The sequence below is a fragment of the Pseudomonas syringae group sp. 247E2 genome, from assembly GCF_032587795.1.
Taxonomy (GTDB): Bacteria; Pseudomonadota; Gammaproteobacteria; order Pseudomonadales; family Pseudomonadaceae; genus Aquipseudomonas; species Aquipseudomonas amygdali.
Map to the genome: position 1 here is coordinate 105,635 of NZ_JAWHPK010000025.1, position 16,383 is coordinate 122,017.

At 54.3% G+C, this 16,383-nt stretch carries 12 protein-coding genes; 5 read left to right on the plus strand and 7 right to left on the minus strand.

Annotated elements, in window-relative coordinates:
• The first annotated feature begins 30 nt into the window (after window positions 1-30).
• Window positions 31-204, plus strand: coding sequence for a hypothetical protein (locus tag RYC18_RS20930; RefSeq protein ID WP_155007597.1), 174 nt, complete (start codon window positions 31-33; stop codon window positions 202-204).
• Window positions 205-228: 24 nt separating this feature from the next.
• Window positions 229-3,678: a hypothetical protein gene (locus RYC18_RS20935; RefSeq protein ID WP_316886695.1), complete on the plus strand. Its 3,450-nt coding sequence runs from the start codon at window positions 229-231 to the stop codon at window positions 3,676-3,678.
• Window positions 3,679-4,026: 348 nt separating this feature from the next.
• Here RYC18_RS20935 and RYC18_RS20940 read toward each other — a convergent pair whose 3' ends face one another.
• Window positions 4,027-5,154: a tyrosine-type recombinase/integrase gene (locus RYC18_RS20940; RefSeq protein WP_316886696.1), complete on the minus strand. Its 1,128-nt coding sequence runs from the start codon at window positions 5,152-5,154 to the stop codon at window positions 4,027-4,029.
• A 101-nt stretch (window positions 5,155-5,255) separates the two neighbouring features.
• Between RYC18_RS20940 and dusA the strand changes: the two genes are divergently transcribed.
• Together dusA and RYC18_RS20950 are read left to right on the plus strand one after the other, a co-directional pair.
• The gene (gene dusA, locus RYC18_RS20945; RefSeq protein ID WP_316886697.1) at window positions 5,256-6,275 is read left to right on the plus strand and encodes a tRNA dihydrouridine(20/20a) synthase DusA; all 1,020 of its coding nucleotides are present in this window, start codon (window positions 5,256-5,258) and stop codon (window positions 6,273-6,275) included.
• Between the two features lie 194 nt (window positions 6,276-6,469).
• Entirely contained in the window at window positions 6,470-7,957 is a 1,488-nt protein-coding gene (locus RYC18_RS20950) for a glucan biosynthesis protein D (protein ID WP_316886852.1), read from the plus strand.
• A 19-nt stretch (window positions 7,958-7,976) separates the two neighbouring features.
• On the opposite strand, the gene RYC18_RS20955 is transcribed toward RYC18_RS20950, so the two are convergent.
• Entirely contained in the window at window positions 7,977-9,479 is a 1,503-nt protein-coding gene (locus RYC18_RS20955) for a glucosyltransferase domain-containing protein (protein WP_187126167.1), read from the minus strand.
• Window positions 9,480-9,504: 25 nt separating this feature from the next.
• Window positions 9,505-10,983: a hypothetical protein gene (locus tag RYC18_RS20960; RefSeq protein ID WP_316886698.1), complete on the minus strand. Its 1,479-nt coding sequence runs from the start codon at window positions 10,981-10,983 to the stop codon at window positions 9,505-9,507.
• Window positions 10,984-11,222: 239 nt separating this feature from the next.
• Here RYC18_RS20960 and RYC18_RS20965 point away from each other — a divergent pair, with 239 nt between their 5' ends.
• Window positions 11,223-11,654: a universal stress protein gene (locus RYC18_RS20965; protein WP_002552909.1), complete on the plus strand. Its 432-nt coding sequence runs from the start codon at window positions 11,223-11,225 to the stop codon at window positions 11,652-11,654.
• 7 nt (window positions 11,655-11,661) lie between these two features.
• On the opposite strand, the gene RYC18_RS20970 is transcribed toward RYC18_RS20965, so the two are convergent.
• The 4 genes from RYC18_RS20970 to RYC18_RS20985 are packed head-to-tail and all read right to left on the minus strand — an operon-like array spanning window position 11,662 to window position 16,305.
• Window positions 11,662-12,126 carry a response regulator gene (locus RYC18_RS20970; protein ID WP_054076447.1) on the minus strand — a complete coding sequence of 155 codons (465 nt, stop codon included), beginning with the start codon at window positions 12,124-12,126 and terminating at the stop codon, window positions 11,662-11,664.
• The gene (locus RYC18_RS20975; RefSeq protein WP_005734075.1) at window positions 12,123-14,459 is read right to left on the minus strand and encodes an ATP-binding protein; all 2,337 of its coding nucleotides are present in this window, start codon (window positions 14,457-14,459) and stop codon (window positions 12,123-12,125) included. The genes RYC18_RS20970 and RYC18_RS20975 overlap by 4 nt, the downstream gene beginning before the upstream one ends.
• Complete coding sequence (locus RYC18_RS20980; protein ID WP_002552911.1) at window positions 14,456-15,124, minus strand: response regulator; 669 nt, start codon at window positions 15,122-15,124, stop codon at window positions 14,456-14,458. The genes RYC18_RS20975 and RYC18_RS20980 overlap by 4 nt, the downstream gene beginning before the upstream one ends.
• Window positions 15,121-16,305: a sensor histidine kinase gene (locus RYC18_RS20985; RefSeq protein ID WP_005746811.1), complete on the minus strand. Its 1,185-nt coding sequence runs from the start codon at window positions 16,303-16,305 to the stop codon at window positions 15,121-15,123. Before RYC18_RS20985 ends, RYC18_RS20980 begins: the two co-directional genes overlap by 4 nt.
• Between the last annotated feature and the right edge of the window lie 78 nt (window positions 16,306-16,383).

Sequence of the window (16,383 nt, forward strand, 5' to 3'; positions counted from 1 at the left end):
TTAAGAAAACTAATGTGAGGCGGTAATGTGATGGCGATATTTCTCGCGCTTCTTGTGGGGGTGGGGTTGTTGATGCAGTTGCATGAAAATGAAAAAGAGTCAAAGGGGGAACCCCTTGGCGTGGGTTTTTATGTGCTGAAGTTTTTTCTTGTAGTTGTTGGTGTTGGGCTGCTTGTGATGATATATGTTGCGCGAAAAAGTTAAAAAATTATTATAGGGAGTGTTGATATGGCATCAGAACAAAACGTTAATATTACTGTTGATCCTTTCATGTTCGGCAAGGGCGTTGATGACGCTCAGGCGGTATATGATGCCCTTGAGTCAACATATAAAAGTACTTCCGAAAACATCGCGTCTATGACTGATGTGCAAACGTTAGCTTTAGCCGCGACAGGGACTAAAGCTGTGGTTTCACTTCTTACAAAGCATCCGATTTTGGGTGTGCCCGCAACTCTTGGGCAAGCGTCCACCGCTGTGGCGGTGCTTGGCGAGGCTGCTGAGTCAGGAAATATTCAGCCAAGTCAAATTTTAGGGTTGGCATCTGGCATAATAGGAATTGCATCAAGTTTTGCTGTTATGGCAACTCTAGGTACTGGAGTTGTTCTTGCAGGTATAGGCGGGGCTACGTTTGGTCCGTTGGCGCTAGGTCTGGGGTTGTCCCTAGCGGCAATTGGTAAAGCCTTGGACTACTTTCAGGATGATATTTCTAAGGCCTTAGGCGATGCGTATGATCAAGTAGTAAAGCAAGTATCAGATGCTGGAGAGTTTTTAAGTAAAATTGCTGAGGATCTTGGAAGTAAGTTTCAAGGCTTTTACCAGGGGCTGCAAGAAAAGTTTGATGGTGCCTCAGATACATCTTCGCCTTTAATCTTGGATCTGAACGGAGATGGAGTAAGCACTACTTCAGTATCTTCAGGTACTCATTTCGACCATAACGCAGATAATCGTGCCGAAGCGACAGGATGGATTGCCGGAGCTGATGGTCTATTGGTTTGGGATAGGAATGAAAATGGAGTAATCGATAATGGTAAAGAGCTTTTCGGTGACCAAATGGTTTTGGTCGGCGGGGCCAGAGCTTCAAATGGATTTGAGGCCTTAAAAGAATTAGACTCAAATGGCGATGGGGTTTTCAGTTCAAGTGACAGTTTGTTTAGTAAGGTTGGTGTCTGGATAGACTCAAATTCTAACGGTATTTCTGAGGCTTCTGAAATCCACAAATTGTATGATGTAGGTGTTGCGAGTATAAATGTTGATTATAAGGTTTCTTCTAATTTAGATGCTGGTGGTAATGATCATAGGCAACTGGGTAGTTATACTAAGGTTGACGGTTCGGTTTTGGCTATAGATGATGTTTGGTTTGCTACTAATTTTGTGGATTCGGTAGAGAAAGATCCCGTTATTATTAATGAGTACATAGCAGGGCTTCCGAACGTTAAAGGCCTTGGTTTTGCGCATGACTTGCATCAAGCTATGGCGCTGGATTCTAGTGGTGGTCTTGCGCTATTAGTCGATAAGTTTTACAGTGATTCTACTACCTCTGGCAGTATGTCGGTTGTTGATGATATTGTTTTTTCATGGACAGGAAGTGCAAACATAGATCCTGGCAGTCGTGGAGGTTTTTTTGATGCTAGAAAATTAAGCTCTATAGAGTTTTTTCTAGGTGAAAAATTCTTTCAAAAGTATGGAGATAACGCTTCAACAAATAATCCTGCTTTGAACTCAGCTGTTGTGCTAGAGGAGATGTACTCTTCGTTAAAGAGTTATGTTGCGGATGCGCTAATACTGCAGAAAAAAGATTACTTGAAAATAATTTCTGATGTTTCGGTGGGCTTTGGCGTTGATGGTGCCGCGTTTAATGTAGACTCAGCAGTATCGGAGGTACAAAAAATATATGAGAAAAATCCAGATGAAGCGTATGACTTTTTAACTGTACTCTATCATGCGCTTGGAGCGTCTGGCAGATCAGGAGAGTTACTTGTGGATGGTTTCAGGTCTGCAGGAAGTCGTGATGGTAATGGCTTTGACTTTCTCGTTGCAACAGCTGATCAATGGGTTTTTGGTAGCGCAAAGAGCGAGCTTATTTCAAGTGGCAATAAAGATGTAGTTTTTGATGGTGGTGGTGGTGGTGATACAGTTAAAGGCGATGGTGGAAATGATGTATTTATTTATAATGGTGGTTATGGTTATTTAGAGATTGACAACTCTTATTTGGTGGGTGATGTTCCGATACTTAAGTTTGGCCCCGGTATCACGGGTGCGTCATTGACGGTTACAACCACTCCATCCGGCAATAGTCTAATAATCACCGACGGCATCGAAGGGGATCAGATCGTATTGGACTATAGCCTTCTTAACTCTAACTATGGTGTAAAAAAGGTCCAGTTCTCTGACGGCAGCTCTTTGGCATTTGAGGATCTGGTCGAGATGAAGGATCAGTTACTGGAGCTCAAGAATTCGACCGGGACCCTTGGGAATGACACGCTGAACGGATCGGCTCGCGCTCAGACCTTTGACGGCAAGGGCGGCCAGGATGTGATCCACGGTGGCGGTGGCAATGACACCTTTATCTACAATGCTGGTTATGGCTACCTGGAGATAGATAACGCATATGCCGCCGGGGAGGTACCTATTCTGAAGTTCGGCACCGGTATCACGGCGGCGTCATTGACGGTTACAACCACCCCATCCGGCAATAGTCTGATAATCACCGACGGCATAGAAGGGGATCAGGTCGTGCTGGACTATAGTCTTCTTTACCCTAACTATGGTGTTAAGAAAGCTGAGTTCTCTGACGGCAGCTCCTTGGCGTTTGAGGATCTTGTCACGATGAAGGATCAGCTGCTGGAAATCAAGAATTCGACCGGGACCCTTGGGAATGACACGCTGAACGGATCGGCCCGCGCCCAGACCTTTGATGGCAAGGGCGGCCAGGATGTGATCCACGGTGGCGGTGGCAATGACACCTTTATCTTCAATGCCGGTTATGGCTACCTTGAGATAGATAACGCATATTCCGCCGGCGAGGCACCTATTCTGAAGTTCGGCGTCGGTATCACCGCGGCGTCATTGACGGTTACAACCACCCCATCCGGTAACAGTCTGATAATCACCGACGGCATCGAAGGGGATCAGGTCGTGCTGGACTACAGTCTTCTTTACCCTAACTATGGTGTTAAGAAAGCTGAGTTCTCTGACGGCAGCTCCTTGGCGTTTGAGGATCTTGTCACGATGAAGGATCAGCTGCTGGAGATCAAGAATTCGACCGGGACCTTTGGGAATGACACGCTGAATGGATCGGCTCGCGCCCAGACCTTTGATGGCATGGGCGGCCAGGATGTGATCCACGGTGGCGGTGGCAATGACACCTTTATCTACAATGCTGGTTATGGCTACCTGGAGATAGATAACGCATATGCCGCCGGTGAGGTGCCCGTTCTGAAGTTCGGCGCCGGTATCACAGCGGCGTCATTGACGGTTACAACCACTCCATCCGGCAATAGTATGGTGATTACCGACGGCATCGAAGGAGATCAGGTCGTGCTGGACTACAGTCTTCTTTATCCTAACAATGGTGTTAAGCAGATTCAGTTTTCAGACGGTAGTAATATGACAGATTCTCAGCTGATAGATTTGATTGGGATTAATTCCCATGAGAATGTTGTAGATCACGTAAGTTAATATATGCTGCAGCCTAGTTTCAGCGAAGGTGCTAAGGAGCTAGGCTGCACAATATAGTCAGTTAGGTTAAGTTTGAAAAGCGCATCAGTAAATTGGTCGAGCTTTGCTTGACGTTTATGGTCAGAGGAAAAGTGAATATGCTGATTTCATCTCTGCCAACTGATGCCATGGTTCCTACTTGGAGGGATTCCATTCTCAGGACAAATGAGGTGTAGCGCTTTTAACTGCGTGAATCGCGTTATAGTTAAGCCAAATTTACGCAAGATTAAAAAGACTTTTAAAATAAAAGTCTTTCTTCAATTTTTTTTGGTTCGCCGGGGGAACGTCGCCGCGAGGTTTATTGCTGTGCTAGTGCTGTTTTACGCGTACGCCAAGGTCAACTTCTGCGTTCACAATCTTTTTGAGCCACCCCCAGCCCTGGTAGGGGTCACCTCGTCCTCGCAGGTGCGTGTACCGGCGTAGCGAATTCCAGTCACGATGGCCTGAGACGCTCGATACCCTAGGGATGTCCCAGTCCATCTCGAAAAGTCTGCTTATTCCGTCATGTCGCATGTCATGAAAGCGCAGATCTTTCAGCTCTAGATACTTACAAGCTCGTGTGAATGCGGCAGAGATCGAATCTGAGTTATAGGGAAAAATCTCTGAGCACCCTTTAGGCATACTCTGCAGGATCGCCCAAGCTTCGTCAGGAAGGTGGCACCAGACGTCGTTGCCGATCTTCTGTCCAGGATTTTTCATGTCTCTGACCAGCACAGCCTGGCGTTTTTCGTCCAGATCGTTCCAGCGAATACGAGTAATTTCTTCCTGCCTTCGCGTGGCAAATATCGCGAACCCCAATACTTTAGGCATATTGATAGAGGACGGCTTACGTATTTGCATCTCAAAAAAGTGGGTAAAAAGGGCATCGAGCTCGTCTTTCGTGGGTCTCCGAGTACGCTCCTTGCTTTTGCTGACCATGCCTAGCTTACGCAGGACGATCCGCGCATCCGACATTGCGTGAGGGGCGACTTCATACCCCCATGCTGGCTTTGCTATAGACAACACCGCTCCCAGATGCGACAGATCATTGCCTATGGTTTGCGCCTGGACTCCGCCGCCTTCCTTGGCCATTCTCCACTGCGCATACTCAACCAGCTTCTGACTGGTCAATGCTGAATCGGCTACCTCTCCCAGCCAGCTCTCGCTTATGGCCGTAAGCGTTGCCCGCTTGGTCTTACCCAGCGGGCGAACCTTCTCGTACTCATCAAGGTATCGGTCGATCATCTGCTTGATGCTGACGGTTTTGCGGTTTATGCGCTCGATCGCACCGGGTGCTGTTAGCTCTGCTTCACGTTTCTTGATCCAGGCTTGGGCAACCTGCTTACGGTCGAAGGTTTGGGTTTCCTGATAAACTGGCAAACCGACCCTATTGATCCGAATCTGAGCAGTGAAGCCAGTGGTTTTGTCTTTGCGTTTCCGTGCTGTGATCGTGCCCATTTCATTTGCTACATTTCATAATCGATTTGCTACATTGTAGCAAAAGCCCATGAAAAACAAGCAAAAACGGGTAAAAATGGCTGTATAAAAGACCAGTAATTATGATCAGTGAAAAACGAGATACCCCCGCAGACATTGAAAAATCAGCGTTTTCGCTGTCCCGACGCTTCTCTGTTGCACCGATGATGGACTGGACCGACCACCATTGTCGCTACTTCATGCGCAAGCTCTCAAAGCATGCCTTGCTGTACACCGAAATGGTCACCACCGGTGCCTTGCTGCACGGCGACCGTGAGCGGTTCTTGCGCCATGACGAGACCGAGCACCCGTTGGCGTTGCAGCTGGGCGGCAGCACGGCGGCGGACTTGGCTGCCTGTTCCCGGTTGGCTGAGGAGGCGGGCTACGACGAGGTCAATCTGAACGTCGGTTGCCCAAGCGACCGGGTGCAGAACAACATGATCGGCGCATGCTTGATGGCGCATCCGCAGTTGGTGGCTGATTGTGTGAAGGCGATGCGCGATGCGGTCGGTATCCCGGTCACGGTCAAGCACCGGATCGGCATTAACGGCCGTGACAGCTACGCCGAGTTGTCTGATTTCGTCGGCAAGGTTCATGAGGCCGGTTGCGAGAGTTTTACGGTTCACGCGCGCATCGCGATTCTGGAGGGCCTGTCGCCTAAGGAAAACCGCGATATTCCGCCGCTGCGTTATGACGTGGTCGCGCAACTGAAGTCTGACTTTCCTGACCTGGAGATTGTACTCAACGGCGGCATCAAGACGCTGGACCAGTGCGGCGAGCATTTGCAGACCTTCGACGGCGTCATGCTGGGGCGTGAGGCTTATCACAACCCGTATCTGTTGGCGCATGTTGATCAGCAGTTGTTCGACAGCACTGCGCCGGTTATCAGTCGTTACGATGCGTTGGAGTCGATGCGGCCTTACATTGCGGCGCATATTGCCAGCGGTGGCAACATGCACCATGTCACTCGGCACATGCTCGGGCTTGGTTTGGGTTTCCCCGGCGCACGGCGTTTCCGTCAGTTGCTGTCGGTTGATATACACAAGGCCGAAAATCCCATGCTGTTGCTGGATCAGGCAGCGGCGTTCCTTGAGGGGCATTGAGTTAATCGGACGAGCTGAACGGGTGGATTTGGCGGGCTGATCTATGCTCAGGTCTACCGCCCACCAGATCCACCCCCACCAGGTCACTTCCCACCATGTTGAATCGACGAAACTTTCTCGAGTTTTCTTCGATATCTGCTCTGTTGTTCGTATCAGGTATCCCTTCTTCCTCACAGGCTGACGAGCCGCTGAAAATGGGCGATAGCGAGCCCTTTTCGTTTGATCTTTTAGTGCAGCGCGCAAAAGAGGCCGCCTCACAGCCGTATATTGTGCCGTCAACTCTTTCGGCGGAGGTACTGGCGAAACTGGACTATGACGCTCACGGCAAGATTCGTTTCAGGCCGGAGTACGCATTGTTCGCGGAGGGACCGGGGCAGTTTCCGGTCACTTTTTTCCATCCGGGGAAGTTCTTCCCCAAGCCTGTGCGGCTCTATGTCGTCGATAAGGGGGCTGCCAAGGAAATTCTCTACGATCAGGCGTATTTCGACATGCCCGAAGACAGCCCTGCGCGTCAGTTGACTCAGGGTGTTGGCTTTGCCGGGTTTCGCTTTCAGGAAAGTCGAACAGGCGATCAGAAAAAACTGGATTGGCGTAATAACGATTGGACGGCTTTTCTCGGCGCTGCGTACTTTCGTGCCATTGGCGAGCTGTATCAATATGGACTTTCCGCACGGGGTATCGCGCTGGATGTCGCCCAGCCCGAGCGTGCGGAAGAATTTCCCGATTTTACTCACCTCTGGTTTGAATCGCCGGACAGCAATACATCCGACTCGGTCGTTGTCTATGCACTGCTTTACGGGCCGAGTATCTGTGGGGCGTATCGCTTTGCCATACAGCGGGGCAAAGGGGTGGTGATGGAGGTCGAGGCCGCACTGTTCATGCGCGGCGAAGTGCAAAGGTTCGGCATCGCGCCGATCAGTTCGATGTACTGGTTCAGCGAACAGGCCAAGAAAACAGCTGCTGACTGGCGGCCCGAGGTGCATGACTCCGACGGACTGGCGATCTGGACCGGTGCAGGCGAGCGAATATGGCGACCGTTGAACAACCCGCCGAGAACCATGGCATCTGCGTTCAGTGACAATAACCCGCGAGGTTTCGGTCTGCTGCAGCGGGATCGCGAATTCAGCCATTACCTGGATGGCGTGCATTATGAACGGCGGCCGAGCCTGTGGATCGAGCCCTTGGGCGATTGGGGAAAAGGCGCCGTACAGTTGGTTGAAATTCCCACTGACGATGAGATCCACGACAATATCGTCGCCATGTGGGTGCCTGAAAAACCGGCAGGCCCCGGAACAGATTACCGGCTGCGTTATCGTCTGCACTGGCTGGCGGATGAGCCGTACCCCGGTGAGTTGGCACATTGCGTGGCGACGCGCTTCGGTAATGGTGGCCGGCCCGGACAGACGCGACCGCAAGGCGTGCGGAAATTTGTCGTCGAATTTCAGGGTCGCACTTTGGAAAAAGTGCCGTTCAATACGTTTCCGGAAGCGGTATTGTCCAGCTCAAGAGGGACTTTCTCCAATATTTTCACTGAGGCGGTGCCTGACGGTATGGCGGGGCATTGGCGGGCGCAATTCGACCTGACGGTAGAAGGTGCAGAACCGGTAGACATGCGTCTGTATCTGCGGCTGGGTGAGCAGACGTTAACCGAGAGCTGGCTGTACCAATACCATCCATCCTGACGGATGAGGCCCGATGCGGTCAGTGCTCTGGATGATAGTCCTGCGGCTCGGTGATTTTTTTGAGTACCAGATAACCCGTATTTTCAGACAGGTGAACGCGATAAAGCGGCCTGATCAGCACCGGGGGCTGAAGATGTTCACCGACTGGCGGTTCGGTATATTTATGGACATTGATGATGCCGGTTCTCGGCAGTGCTTCCGGCAGCGTCAGGTAATGAGTATTCAGTAGGTAACCCAGTACCGGTAAGACGTTTGAGGCCGACTGCGCCGCGGGCAACCAGTTTTGCAAATAGAACCCTCGCAAATGTATACGCTCCAGCGTTCTCGACTGTGATAGCGCGTCGATGTCGTAGGCAATGCTTCGTGCAACATGCTGGCCCAGCTCTTTTTGCGCGCTCAGAACATTCCCGTAGACAAACGAAAGCGAGAGCATGCCCGCCAGTGGCAGGACGATAAACAGTCTGGGTAACAGCGTTTCCGGCGGGCAGGAACGTTCGTAAAGATAGAGCGCTGCGACAATCAGTATCGAAAAACCGGTCAGGGTTCGGGCCTCCGGGATGAAGTCTTTGAGCATCAGGGTTGTACCCGATACAAGAAATATCAGCAGTGGGGCGGTGACCAGAAATATGAAAAACACGCCCACTCTGCGCCAGAGGGGCTCGGCATATTGCAGCAGGGCTGTCGCGATGGAAATAAGTTTCACAGTGGCAACAAGGGTGATAATCGTGGCGGTCATTTCAAGTAACTCACCGTGCACGAGCAGTGCTATTTGCTGAGCCAGAAACTGTATACGGTCATCTAACTCCTGTAACGCGCCCTGATTTATATTCAGCAGATGCGTGCGGCTGCCTTTGATGAACGGTATCGCCAGGCACGCATAAATCAGAAGCCCCATTGCCAGGATGATCAGTTGGCTCAGTAGTGAAGAGAACAAGGCGTTGAACGTCTTTCTCGCCTCGACGCTGCGAATAAACTCAATACAGTACAGGCCCACTAAAACATTGAGTGCCGGCTGATAGAGTGCAAGCGCTGCAGCCACCCATAAGGCCGCTTTCCAACTGCTTTTCAACGGCTTGCAGGTCGAATGCAGCAGTGCCTCCACCGCCAGGCATAGGCTCAGTACCATCCCTGGACCGTCGTATTGGTAAGACAGGTTCTGCAGGAAGAAAGGGTTGTACAGAACAGGCAACACAATCAGGCAGTTCAGCGCGGTAGGGCGGCTAAAGTAATGATGCGCCAAGCGGGTCAGGGATACCGCCAGCAGGCCAGTGGTCAGCAATAACGGCAGCGGGAACAGATTGATCGCGCCTGACGAAAAACCGAGCACCATATAAAGCAGGTCTACGCCGGGGCGGCCTTGTTCTGTCCAGCGACCCTGTGCAAGTTGCGACCTCCAGTAGTCATCGGCGTAAGTCTGGTCGGCCATGAGAAACGGAACTATGTACAGCAGGCTTGCCCCGAGCAGTAGCCAATATGAGTGTTGCCAGGAAAGTGCTTGACTCAGCCATCTGATAGGGGGCATGGGAAGTGTCGCTGCGGAAAGTGGGTTACGGTTCCCAGATATAAGTATCGGGGGTTGTAATTTTTTTCATGACGATGCAGCCGGTCTGCTGATGAACCTTAATGCTGTAGAACGTGCGATCAACTATCGGTGCACTGGACGTCAGGTCCTGCGCAGTGCATGGCGATGTCAGCCATTCACCGCGAGTGATACCAACGCGTTGCAGTCTTGCAGGTGTCGCGCGCTCGTCGACATTCATGATGTATTTGATCGCAGGAAGTTTTTCGAAGGTTCCGCTGGCCGCTGGCAGCCAGTTTTGAAGTGGCTGACTGTCGAAGTGAAAAGTGTCTATATTTTGCAGATCAGGCAGGGTGTCGATGTCGTAGGCAAGGCTGAAAAGTACATAAGTGCCGAGCTCTTTCTGCAGGATCAGCACTCTGGCGTAGGCATAGGAAAAGGACAGCATGCACACGACCGGCAGGATCAGCACCAGACGCACGGCATCATGCTGTTTCCAGGCATGCGTGTTGATCAGGAAAAAAAGCGCGATCAGCAGTGTCGAGAATCCCGTCAATGTTCCGGCCCGGCCGGCGAAATCATTTGCCAACAAGGCTGTTCCGGGAATCAGCAGCAAGAGTGCAACAGGCAGGCTCAGGTAAAAGAGGACAGCGACTGCCTTGCGGGCAACGCCGTTCGGTCGCCTGAATGCATTGAGTACGTGGCTGACGTAACCAGGTAGCGCAACCAGTAAAAGCGCGATAGCCAGCCAGGTGGTGCCTGTGTTGAACAAAAATCCCACGTTCTGGTGGAGCAGGGCCAGCCGCCTGATTATTTCCGCAAGCCAGTGACTGTCCATTGTCAGCAAGTTGTATGCGCCGACCGTCGCGTAAAGGCACAATCCGCACAACAACTGCGTCAGCCTGATCATCAGCAGCCTGCCAATGAAACCCGGAATGCGCTGCTGTATCAGCGCTCTCATGCATTCAACGCAACAGAGGCCGAGGAGAACATTGAGGCTTGTTTTACTGGACGCCAGTGCGCAGGCGATCATCAGGCCTGGAATGGCCAGTTTTCTGACCATTGAGGGGGAGTCATAAACAATTGCGAAAACGATCAAAGCGATGCCCAGCGCAATGATCGGGCCGTCGTAGTGGCTAGAAAGGCTCTGCAGGAGGAACGGGTTGTACCAAAGCGGCAGTACCACCAGACAGTCAATCACTGTGGGCGTCGCAAAGCAGTCACGCACCCACTTGAACATGGCCCACGAAATCAGCGCTGTAGCGATTAACAGTGGCAGTGGGAATAGTTCGGGTGCGCCGGTTGTAAAGGTCAGCGCGCGATAGGCGAGGGTGGCAAGTGGATATCCTTGCTCTGCCCATTGCCCCTGAGCATTGCTTGAGATCCGGTCATCTTCGGCAGAGGGCGCATTGGCAAGCAGTAACGGCAGAATATAGAAAACGTTGGCAGCCAGGATGAATAGCAGCGTGGCCTGTTTCGAGAGGCGTTTGTTCCAATGGGCAGTCATTGACTGATCGTTCCATGAGACCGATACCGCCACTGCCGGTCGTTGCTGGCACTACTGCACTCACTCTAGAAGAATAAATGCCTTCGTCAAATCAAATCATCTTCCAGCCCATCGTGTGTTGCGGTCGCAGAGGTGTAGGCCAGCACACATTGCCCTGAATCAACAAGCTGCCGTTCAGCAGTGGTTGCCTGCCAGTCAACGGATTATATTGATCGCATACCCCCTCAAGGAAAGCGCACATGCACAAAGTTTTGGTTCCCTTCGACGGCTCCGAGCACGCCATGCGTGCCTTGGGCTATGTCATCGAATTGTCTGGCGACCTCACCAAATCGCTTGAGGTGCATATCCTCAATGTGCAGGCCAGCCCCATTGATTACAGCCTTTATCTGGCCCCCGACATGATTGATGGTGTGAAGGCCGGGCTGACCAATGAAGGCAAGCGGGTGCTCGATGATGCGATTGCGCTGCTGACCGCAGCGGGCGTGCCGTTCCAGGCCCATGTCGAGCTGGGCAACGTCGCCGAGCAGGTAGAAGCCGAGGTTCAGCGATTGGGTTGTGATGCTGTGGTCATGGGCACCCGCGGGCTAGGCAACTTTGGCGGCCTGCTACTGGGCTCGGTAGCCACGCGGGTGATCCATGAAGTGTCGGTGCCGGTGACACTCATCAAATAAAGACGCCTCACTGCTGCGTCAGCGTCCTTGGCTGGCGCAACAGCTCGATGTTTTCCGGCGGCACCAGCTTGCGCAGCGATTTATACAGCGCGCGGGTTTCCAGCAGGTTCCAGATACGCAGCATGGTTTCCAGCGCATCCAGCGGCTTGCTGATGAAATCCCGTGCGCCCAGCGCCAGTGCGCGTAGTCGGGTATCGCGTGTCGCGTCGGCGGTCAGCACCATGATCGGCAGATAGTCATTGGCCGGAATGCGCCGGTTGAGCTGTTCCAGAACCGCAAAACCATCGAATTCGGGCATGTGTAGATCAAGCACCACCAGGTCCGGCTCAAAGCTGTTAAACAGGTCCAGCGTGCGCAACGGCTCGGTGCTGCTCAGCACATTGGTCAGGCCCTCGCGGGCAAGCAGTTGCTCCATCAGATCAAGGTTGGGCCGCTGGTCGTCAATGATCAGAATGCGAAAATCTCCGGTCATGTTGGCTCCGGTAAATACTGGTCCAGGAGGGCAAGAAACACCGGCACCTGAATGGGTTTGGTCAGGATGGCCGTTGCACCGGCCTGTTTCAGTTCGCAACTGGCTTTATCACGGGTGTCAGCTGTAATCATCAGGACGGGGGTATTGGCCGTAGCCGGCAAGCGCCGCAGACGATGCAGCACCTCAAGGCCTTTGATGTCCGGCAGGTTCAGGTCCAGCAGAATCAGCTGCGGCGCATGCTGGCGGGCCAGATCCAGCCCCAGCTGACCCTGCATGCTCGACAGCAACTGGATACCGGGCCTGCGCTGCATCAGCGTCTCGATCAAGGCCATGCTCGACAGGTTGTCTTCGATGCACAGCAGCTTGCCGTGATAAGCCGGGCGAGCAGGCAGGCGGGCGACAGGGGCGGCGTCAGCAGGCATGCCAGTCTGTGGCAGGGGAGCTGTGGGGGCGTGCACCAGAACAAGTGGCAGCTCGAGTATGAAGCGGCAGCCTTCAGCCGGTGTGTTCTGCACTGACAGGGTACCGTGCATCATTTCCAGCATGCTTTTGCTCAGCGCCAGCCCCAGCCCGGTGCCCTCGACGCTCGGGTTGGCATCCAGTCGTTCGAACGGTTTGAACAACTGCCCGATACGCTCTGGCGCAATTCCGTAGCCGGTATCGATTACGCTCACGGTAACGCGCTCGTCCGACTGCTCGACTTCAATCCGCACCTGACCTTCGGGACGGTTGTATTTGATGGCGTTGGACAGCAGGTTGAGCAACACCTGAATCAAGCGCTGGCGGTCCGCGACCACGCCAAGCTTGTCAGGCAACTGCGGCAACGCCTTCAATTCGATGTTGGCATCAGCCGCCATCGGCGAGACCAGCACCAGTGCTTCTTCAAGTACGCTCGACAGTGATACCGGCTCCAGGCTCAGGGACACATGCCCGGCTTCGATTCTGGCGATGTCGAGCACTTCATTGATCAGTTTCAGCAGGTGCTGGCCGGCTCTCAGGATATGGCCGATTTGCGGTCGCTGGCTTGCAGGCGAGTCCATGTCCAGCAACTGGGCAAAGCCCAGAATCGAGTTCAGGGGCGTGCGCAACTCGTGGCTCATGCGCGAGAGAAACTCGCTTTTCGCCCGGCTGGCCCGCTCGGCTTCCTCGCGGGCCGTACCCAGGGCTATTTCGGCGACACGACGATCACTGATGTCACGGGTGATCTTGGAAAAGCCGCGCAGTTCATCATTGCCATCGTATTGGGCGGTAATCACCACGCTGGCCCAAAAACGGCTGCCGTCCTTGCGTCTGCGCCAGCTTTCTTCTGTGTAGCGGCCGTTGACCGTTGCTTCACGCAATGCCATGTCAGGGTGTTGCGGACATTCCTCCGGCAGGTAGAAAACAGAGAAGTGCTTACCGATGATTTCTTGCTCTGTGTAGCCCTTGATGCGCTCGGCACCTGCGTTCCAGGTGGTGACATAGCCGTTGCGGTCCAGCGCAAAGATGCCGTAGTCCTTCACGCCTTCGATAATCAGCCGCAAACGTTCTTCATTGTCGCGCAGGGCGCGTTCGCGTTCGGCCAGCAATTGGCCGGCTTCGACCAGTCGAGTGCCGAGCTGGCCGATTTCGTCCTTTTCCGGGGGTTGGGGCAGCAACGGGTGCCCGAGCGCCAGCCGCTGAGCATTGCGTTGCACCTGATGCACCCTCGCGACGATGCCTTTGGACAGCATCAGCACGGCAAGAATGGCTCCGAATATTCCGCAGGCGGCTGCCAGCAGGGTCGAGCGCAGCAGGCGTTCGCGGGTAGCGGCCGCCGCTTCGGTACGTTCGGCGAGCAAGGCGTCTTCGCGCTCGCGCATGATGCCGATCCGCTCGCGCAACTGGTCGAGCACGTACTTGTTTTCGACCAGAATGCGGGCAACGGTTTGTTGATCTTCCATGCTCATCGAGCGCAGTTTTTCCAGGCCGTCGACCTTGGTGTTGATCAGCGGCTCGATGGCTTTGAGGTGTTCGCGCATCTGCTCATCGCGCACATTGTCGTTGAGTCGCGCCAATGCCGCACCGATCAGCGGCTGCGCGTTGATGTAGCCAGGCAGGAAGTCTTCCTGATGAGTCAGCAGGTAGCCGCGTACGCTGGCCGCACCTTCTGCGATCTGGGTGTGCAGTGTCTGGATGTCGCCTTGCACCAGCAGCACACGGCGTACATCTTCCTCTGCCTGAGCGGTCTGGCGTTCAGCGATATAGATGAGCACCAGCGAGAACATGAGAATCGCCAGCGGCAAAGAAATGGCCACCAGCGCCTTGCCGCGTAACGGAAGGTCTTCCCAGCGACTGCTTCCGGTTGTCGTCATCGCCACTCGCTCGTCGACTGGCTCACCAGGCCCAGCGCCACGCCACGCACGGCGGCCTGAGTACGGTCCGAGGCACCCAGTTTGCCGATGACCTTTTCCACGTGTGCCTTGGCGGTGCCGGTAGTAATACCGAGTTTTTCGCCGATTTCACGATTGCTGAAGCCGCCCGCCACCAGTCCCAGTACCTGACGTTCGCGAGGTGTGAGGGATTCCGGCAGAGCTGCGCCACTGGTGTTGCGCTCGGTCATGCGCCTTAGCAGGCGCGCACTGACGGTGCTGTTCAAGGCTTCTTCGCCACGGGCCACACGTTGCAGACCGGCGATTACTTCGTCGCGGCTGGCGTCCTTGAGCAGATAGCCCACCGCCCCCGCGCTGATCGCGGCTTCCAGATGATCAGTGCTGTCGTCCATGGTGAAAATCACCACTTTCAGGTCCGGCATACGCTGCTGGAGAATTCGCGCAGCGCCCAGTCCGTTGAGCACTGGCATGCGAATGTCGAGAATTGCGATGTCCGGTTGCAGTTCCTGGCACAGGTCGATGGCTTGCTGGCCGTCTGCGGCCTGGCCGACCACTTCGAATTCCGGATGCCCCGCCAGCAGCGAGACGAACCCGGTGCGGGTCACTTCATGATCGTCCGCCAAAACCAGTCGCACAGTGTCAGTCATGTTGTTGCCTTGTCTGCGGTAAAAGGGACGATGGCGCGCAGCCGGGTGCCGCGCTCAAGGCGGCTGAAGCAGGTCAGGCGACCGCCCAGAAGGCTGGCGCGTTCCTGCATGGCCACCAAGCCCAGCTTTTGAACGCTACTGCCGTTACGCGGCTTTTCGGTGATGAAACCCCGGCCGTTGTCTTCCAGGCTTAGTGAAACATTGTCGTTACTCAGTTCCAACGCCAATTCTACGCGGCTGGCACCGGCGTGTTTGAAGACATTGTTGATGCCTTCCTGAGCGATGCGGAATAACGCAATTTCCAGGTGGCTGGGCAAGCGTGCCTGGGAACGCGAAGTCCACTGCACGGCGATGCCCGCTTCACGCAGCCGGTCGGCTTCCTTGTCGACTGCCTGCAACAGCCCGAAATCATCCAGCACGCTTGGTCGCAGACCGCTGATCAACTGCCGACCTTCACCGACGCAGTGCTGCGCCAGCTTGAGAATGGCTTGCAGGTCGGCATCCAGCGGTTCAGGCAGTTCCGGACAGCGACCGGCAAAACCCTGCAGTCGCTGGTGCAGACCGGCGAGTGTCTGGGCCAGCCCGTCGTGCAGGTCGTAGGCCATGCGTTTGCGTTCGTCTTCCTGAGCGGTGAACAACTGGCGGACCAGTTCAGACATGGTGCGCTCTCTGACGACCAGTGCTTCAAGCAGTCGATTGTTTTCCAGATGTGCCGCCAGCAACGTTGCCAGCAGTTGCAGGGACTCGATGTCCTCATTGTCCGGGGCATTGATGCCTACGCTGTTGGCCAGCATCAAGGTGCCGAAACAGCCTTCGTCGGCACCACGCAACGGCAATAACAGCACACAAGGCAAGTCGGGACCGCTGCGCTCCAGCCATTGCGGGCCGATGGCCAGCGGGTCGGCAACTGTTTCAAGGGTACTCAGGCGGTCGGCATTGCCATGGCTGGCGGTGGTCTGCACATTGTTGTCGGTGCCCCATTCCAGCAGCAGGCCATGGTCCATGGCGACGAATGCGCAGGCGCGCTGCAGCACTCGCTGGCGCATGGCCTCTGGAGGTAATTGGGTCAGCTCCTGACCGGTATCCACTAACAGACGCAGGCGAGCAGCGCGGCTTTGCGACTGGCGATACTGATTGCGGATTGCCAGCGCGCTTGCCGGGTCATGGGGGGGGCTTTGCATGGGGAGCTCCAGCGAGGGTGGATGCCCGCGCGGGCATAACGGAAGTGACGCTATTAGAACTTTATCAGGAGATAAAGC

What these genes read in the sequence shown, in the direction of transcription:
- RYC18_RS20930 (WP_155007597.1), top strand. Translation starts at nt 31, where the DNA reads ATGGCGATATTTCTCGCGCTTCTTGTGGGGGTGGGGTTGTTGATGCAG.
- RYC18_RS20935 (WP_316886695.1), top strand. Translation starts at nt 229, where the DNA reads ATGGCATCAGAACAAAACGTTAATATTACTGTTGATCCTTTCATGTTC.
- RYC18_RS20940 (WP_316886696.1), bottom strand. Translation starts at nt 5,154, where the DNA reads ATGGGCACGATCACAGCACGGAAACGCAAAGACAAAACCACTGGCTTC.
- dusA (WP_316886697.1), top strand. Translation starts at nt 5,256, where the DNA reads ATGATCAGTGAAAAACGAGATACCCCCGCAGACATTGAAAAATCAGCG.
- RYC18_RS20950 (WP_316886852.1), top strand. Translation starts at nt 6,470, where the DNA reads ATGGGCGATAGCGAGCCCTTTTCGTTTGATCTTTTAGTGCAGCGCGCA.
- RYC18_RS20955 (WP_187126167.1), bottom strand. Translation starts at nt 9,479, where the DNA reads ATGCCCCCTATCAGATGGCTGAGTCAAGCACTTTCCTGGCAACACTCA.
- RYC18_RS20960 (WP_316886698.1), bottom strand. Translation starts at nt 10,983, where the DNA reads ATGACTGCCCATTGGAACAAACGCCTCTCGAAACAGGCCACGCTGCTA.
- RYC18_RS20965 (WP_002552909.1), top strand. Translation starts at nt 11,223, where the DNA reads ATGCACAAAGTTTTGGTTCCCTTCGACGGCTCCGAGCACGCCATGCGT.
- RYC18_RS20970 (WP_054076447.1), bottom strand. Translation starts at nt 12,126, where the DNA reads ATGACCGGAGATTTTCGCATTCTGATCATTGACGACCAGCGGCCCAAC.
- RYC18_RS20975 (WP_005734075.1), bottom strand. Translation starts at nt 14,459, where the DNA reads ATGACGACAACCGGAAGCAGTCGCTGGGAAGACCTTCCGTTACGCGGC.
- RYC18_RS20980 (WP_002552911.1), bottom strand. Translation starts at nt 15,124, where the DNA reads ATGACTGACACTGTGCGACTGGTTTTGGCGGACGATCATGAAGTGACC.
- RYC18_RS20985 (WP_005746811.1), bottom strand. Translation starts at nt 16,305, where the DNA reads ATGCAAAGCCCCCCCCATGACCCGGCAAGCGCGCTGGCAATCCGCAAT.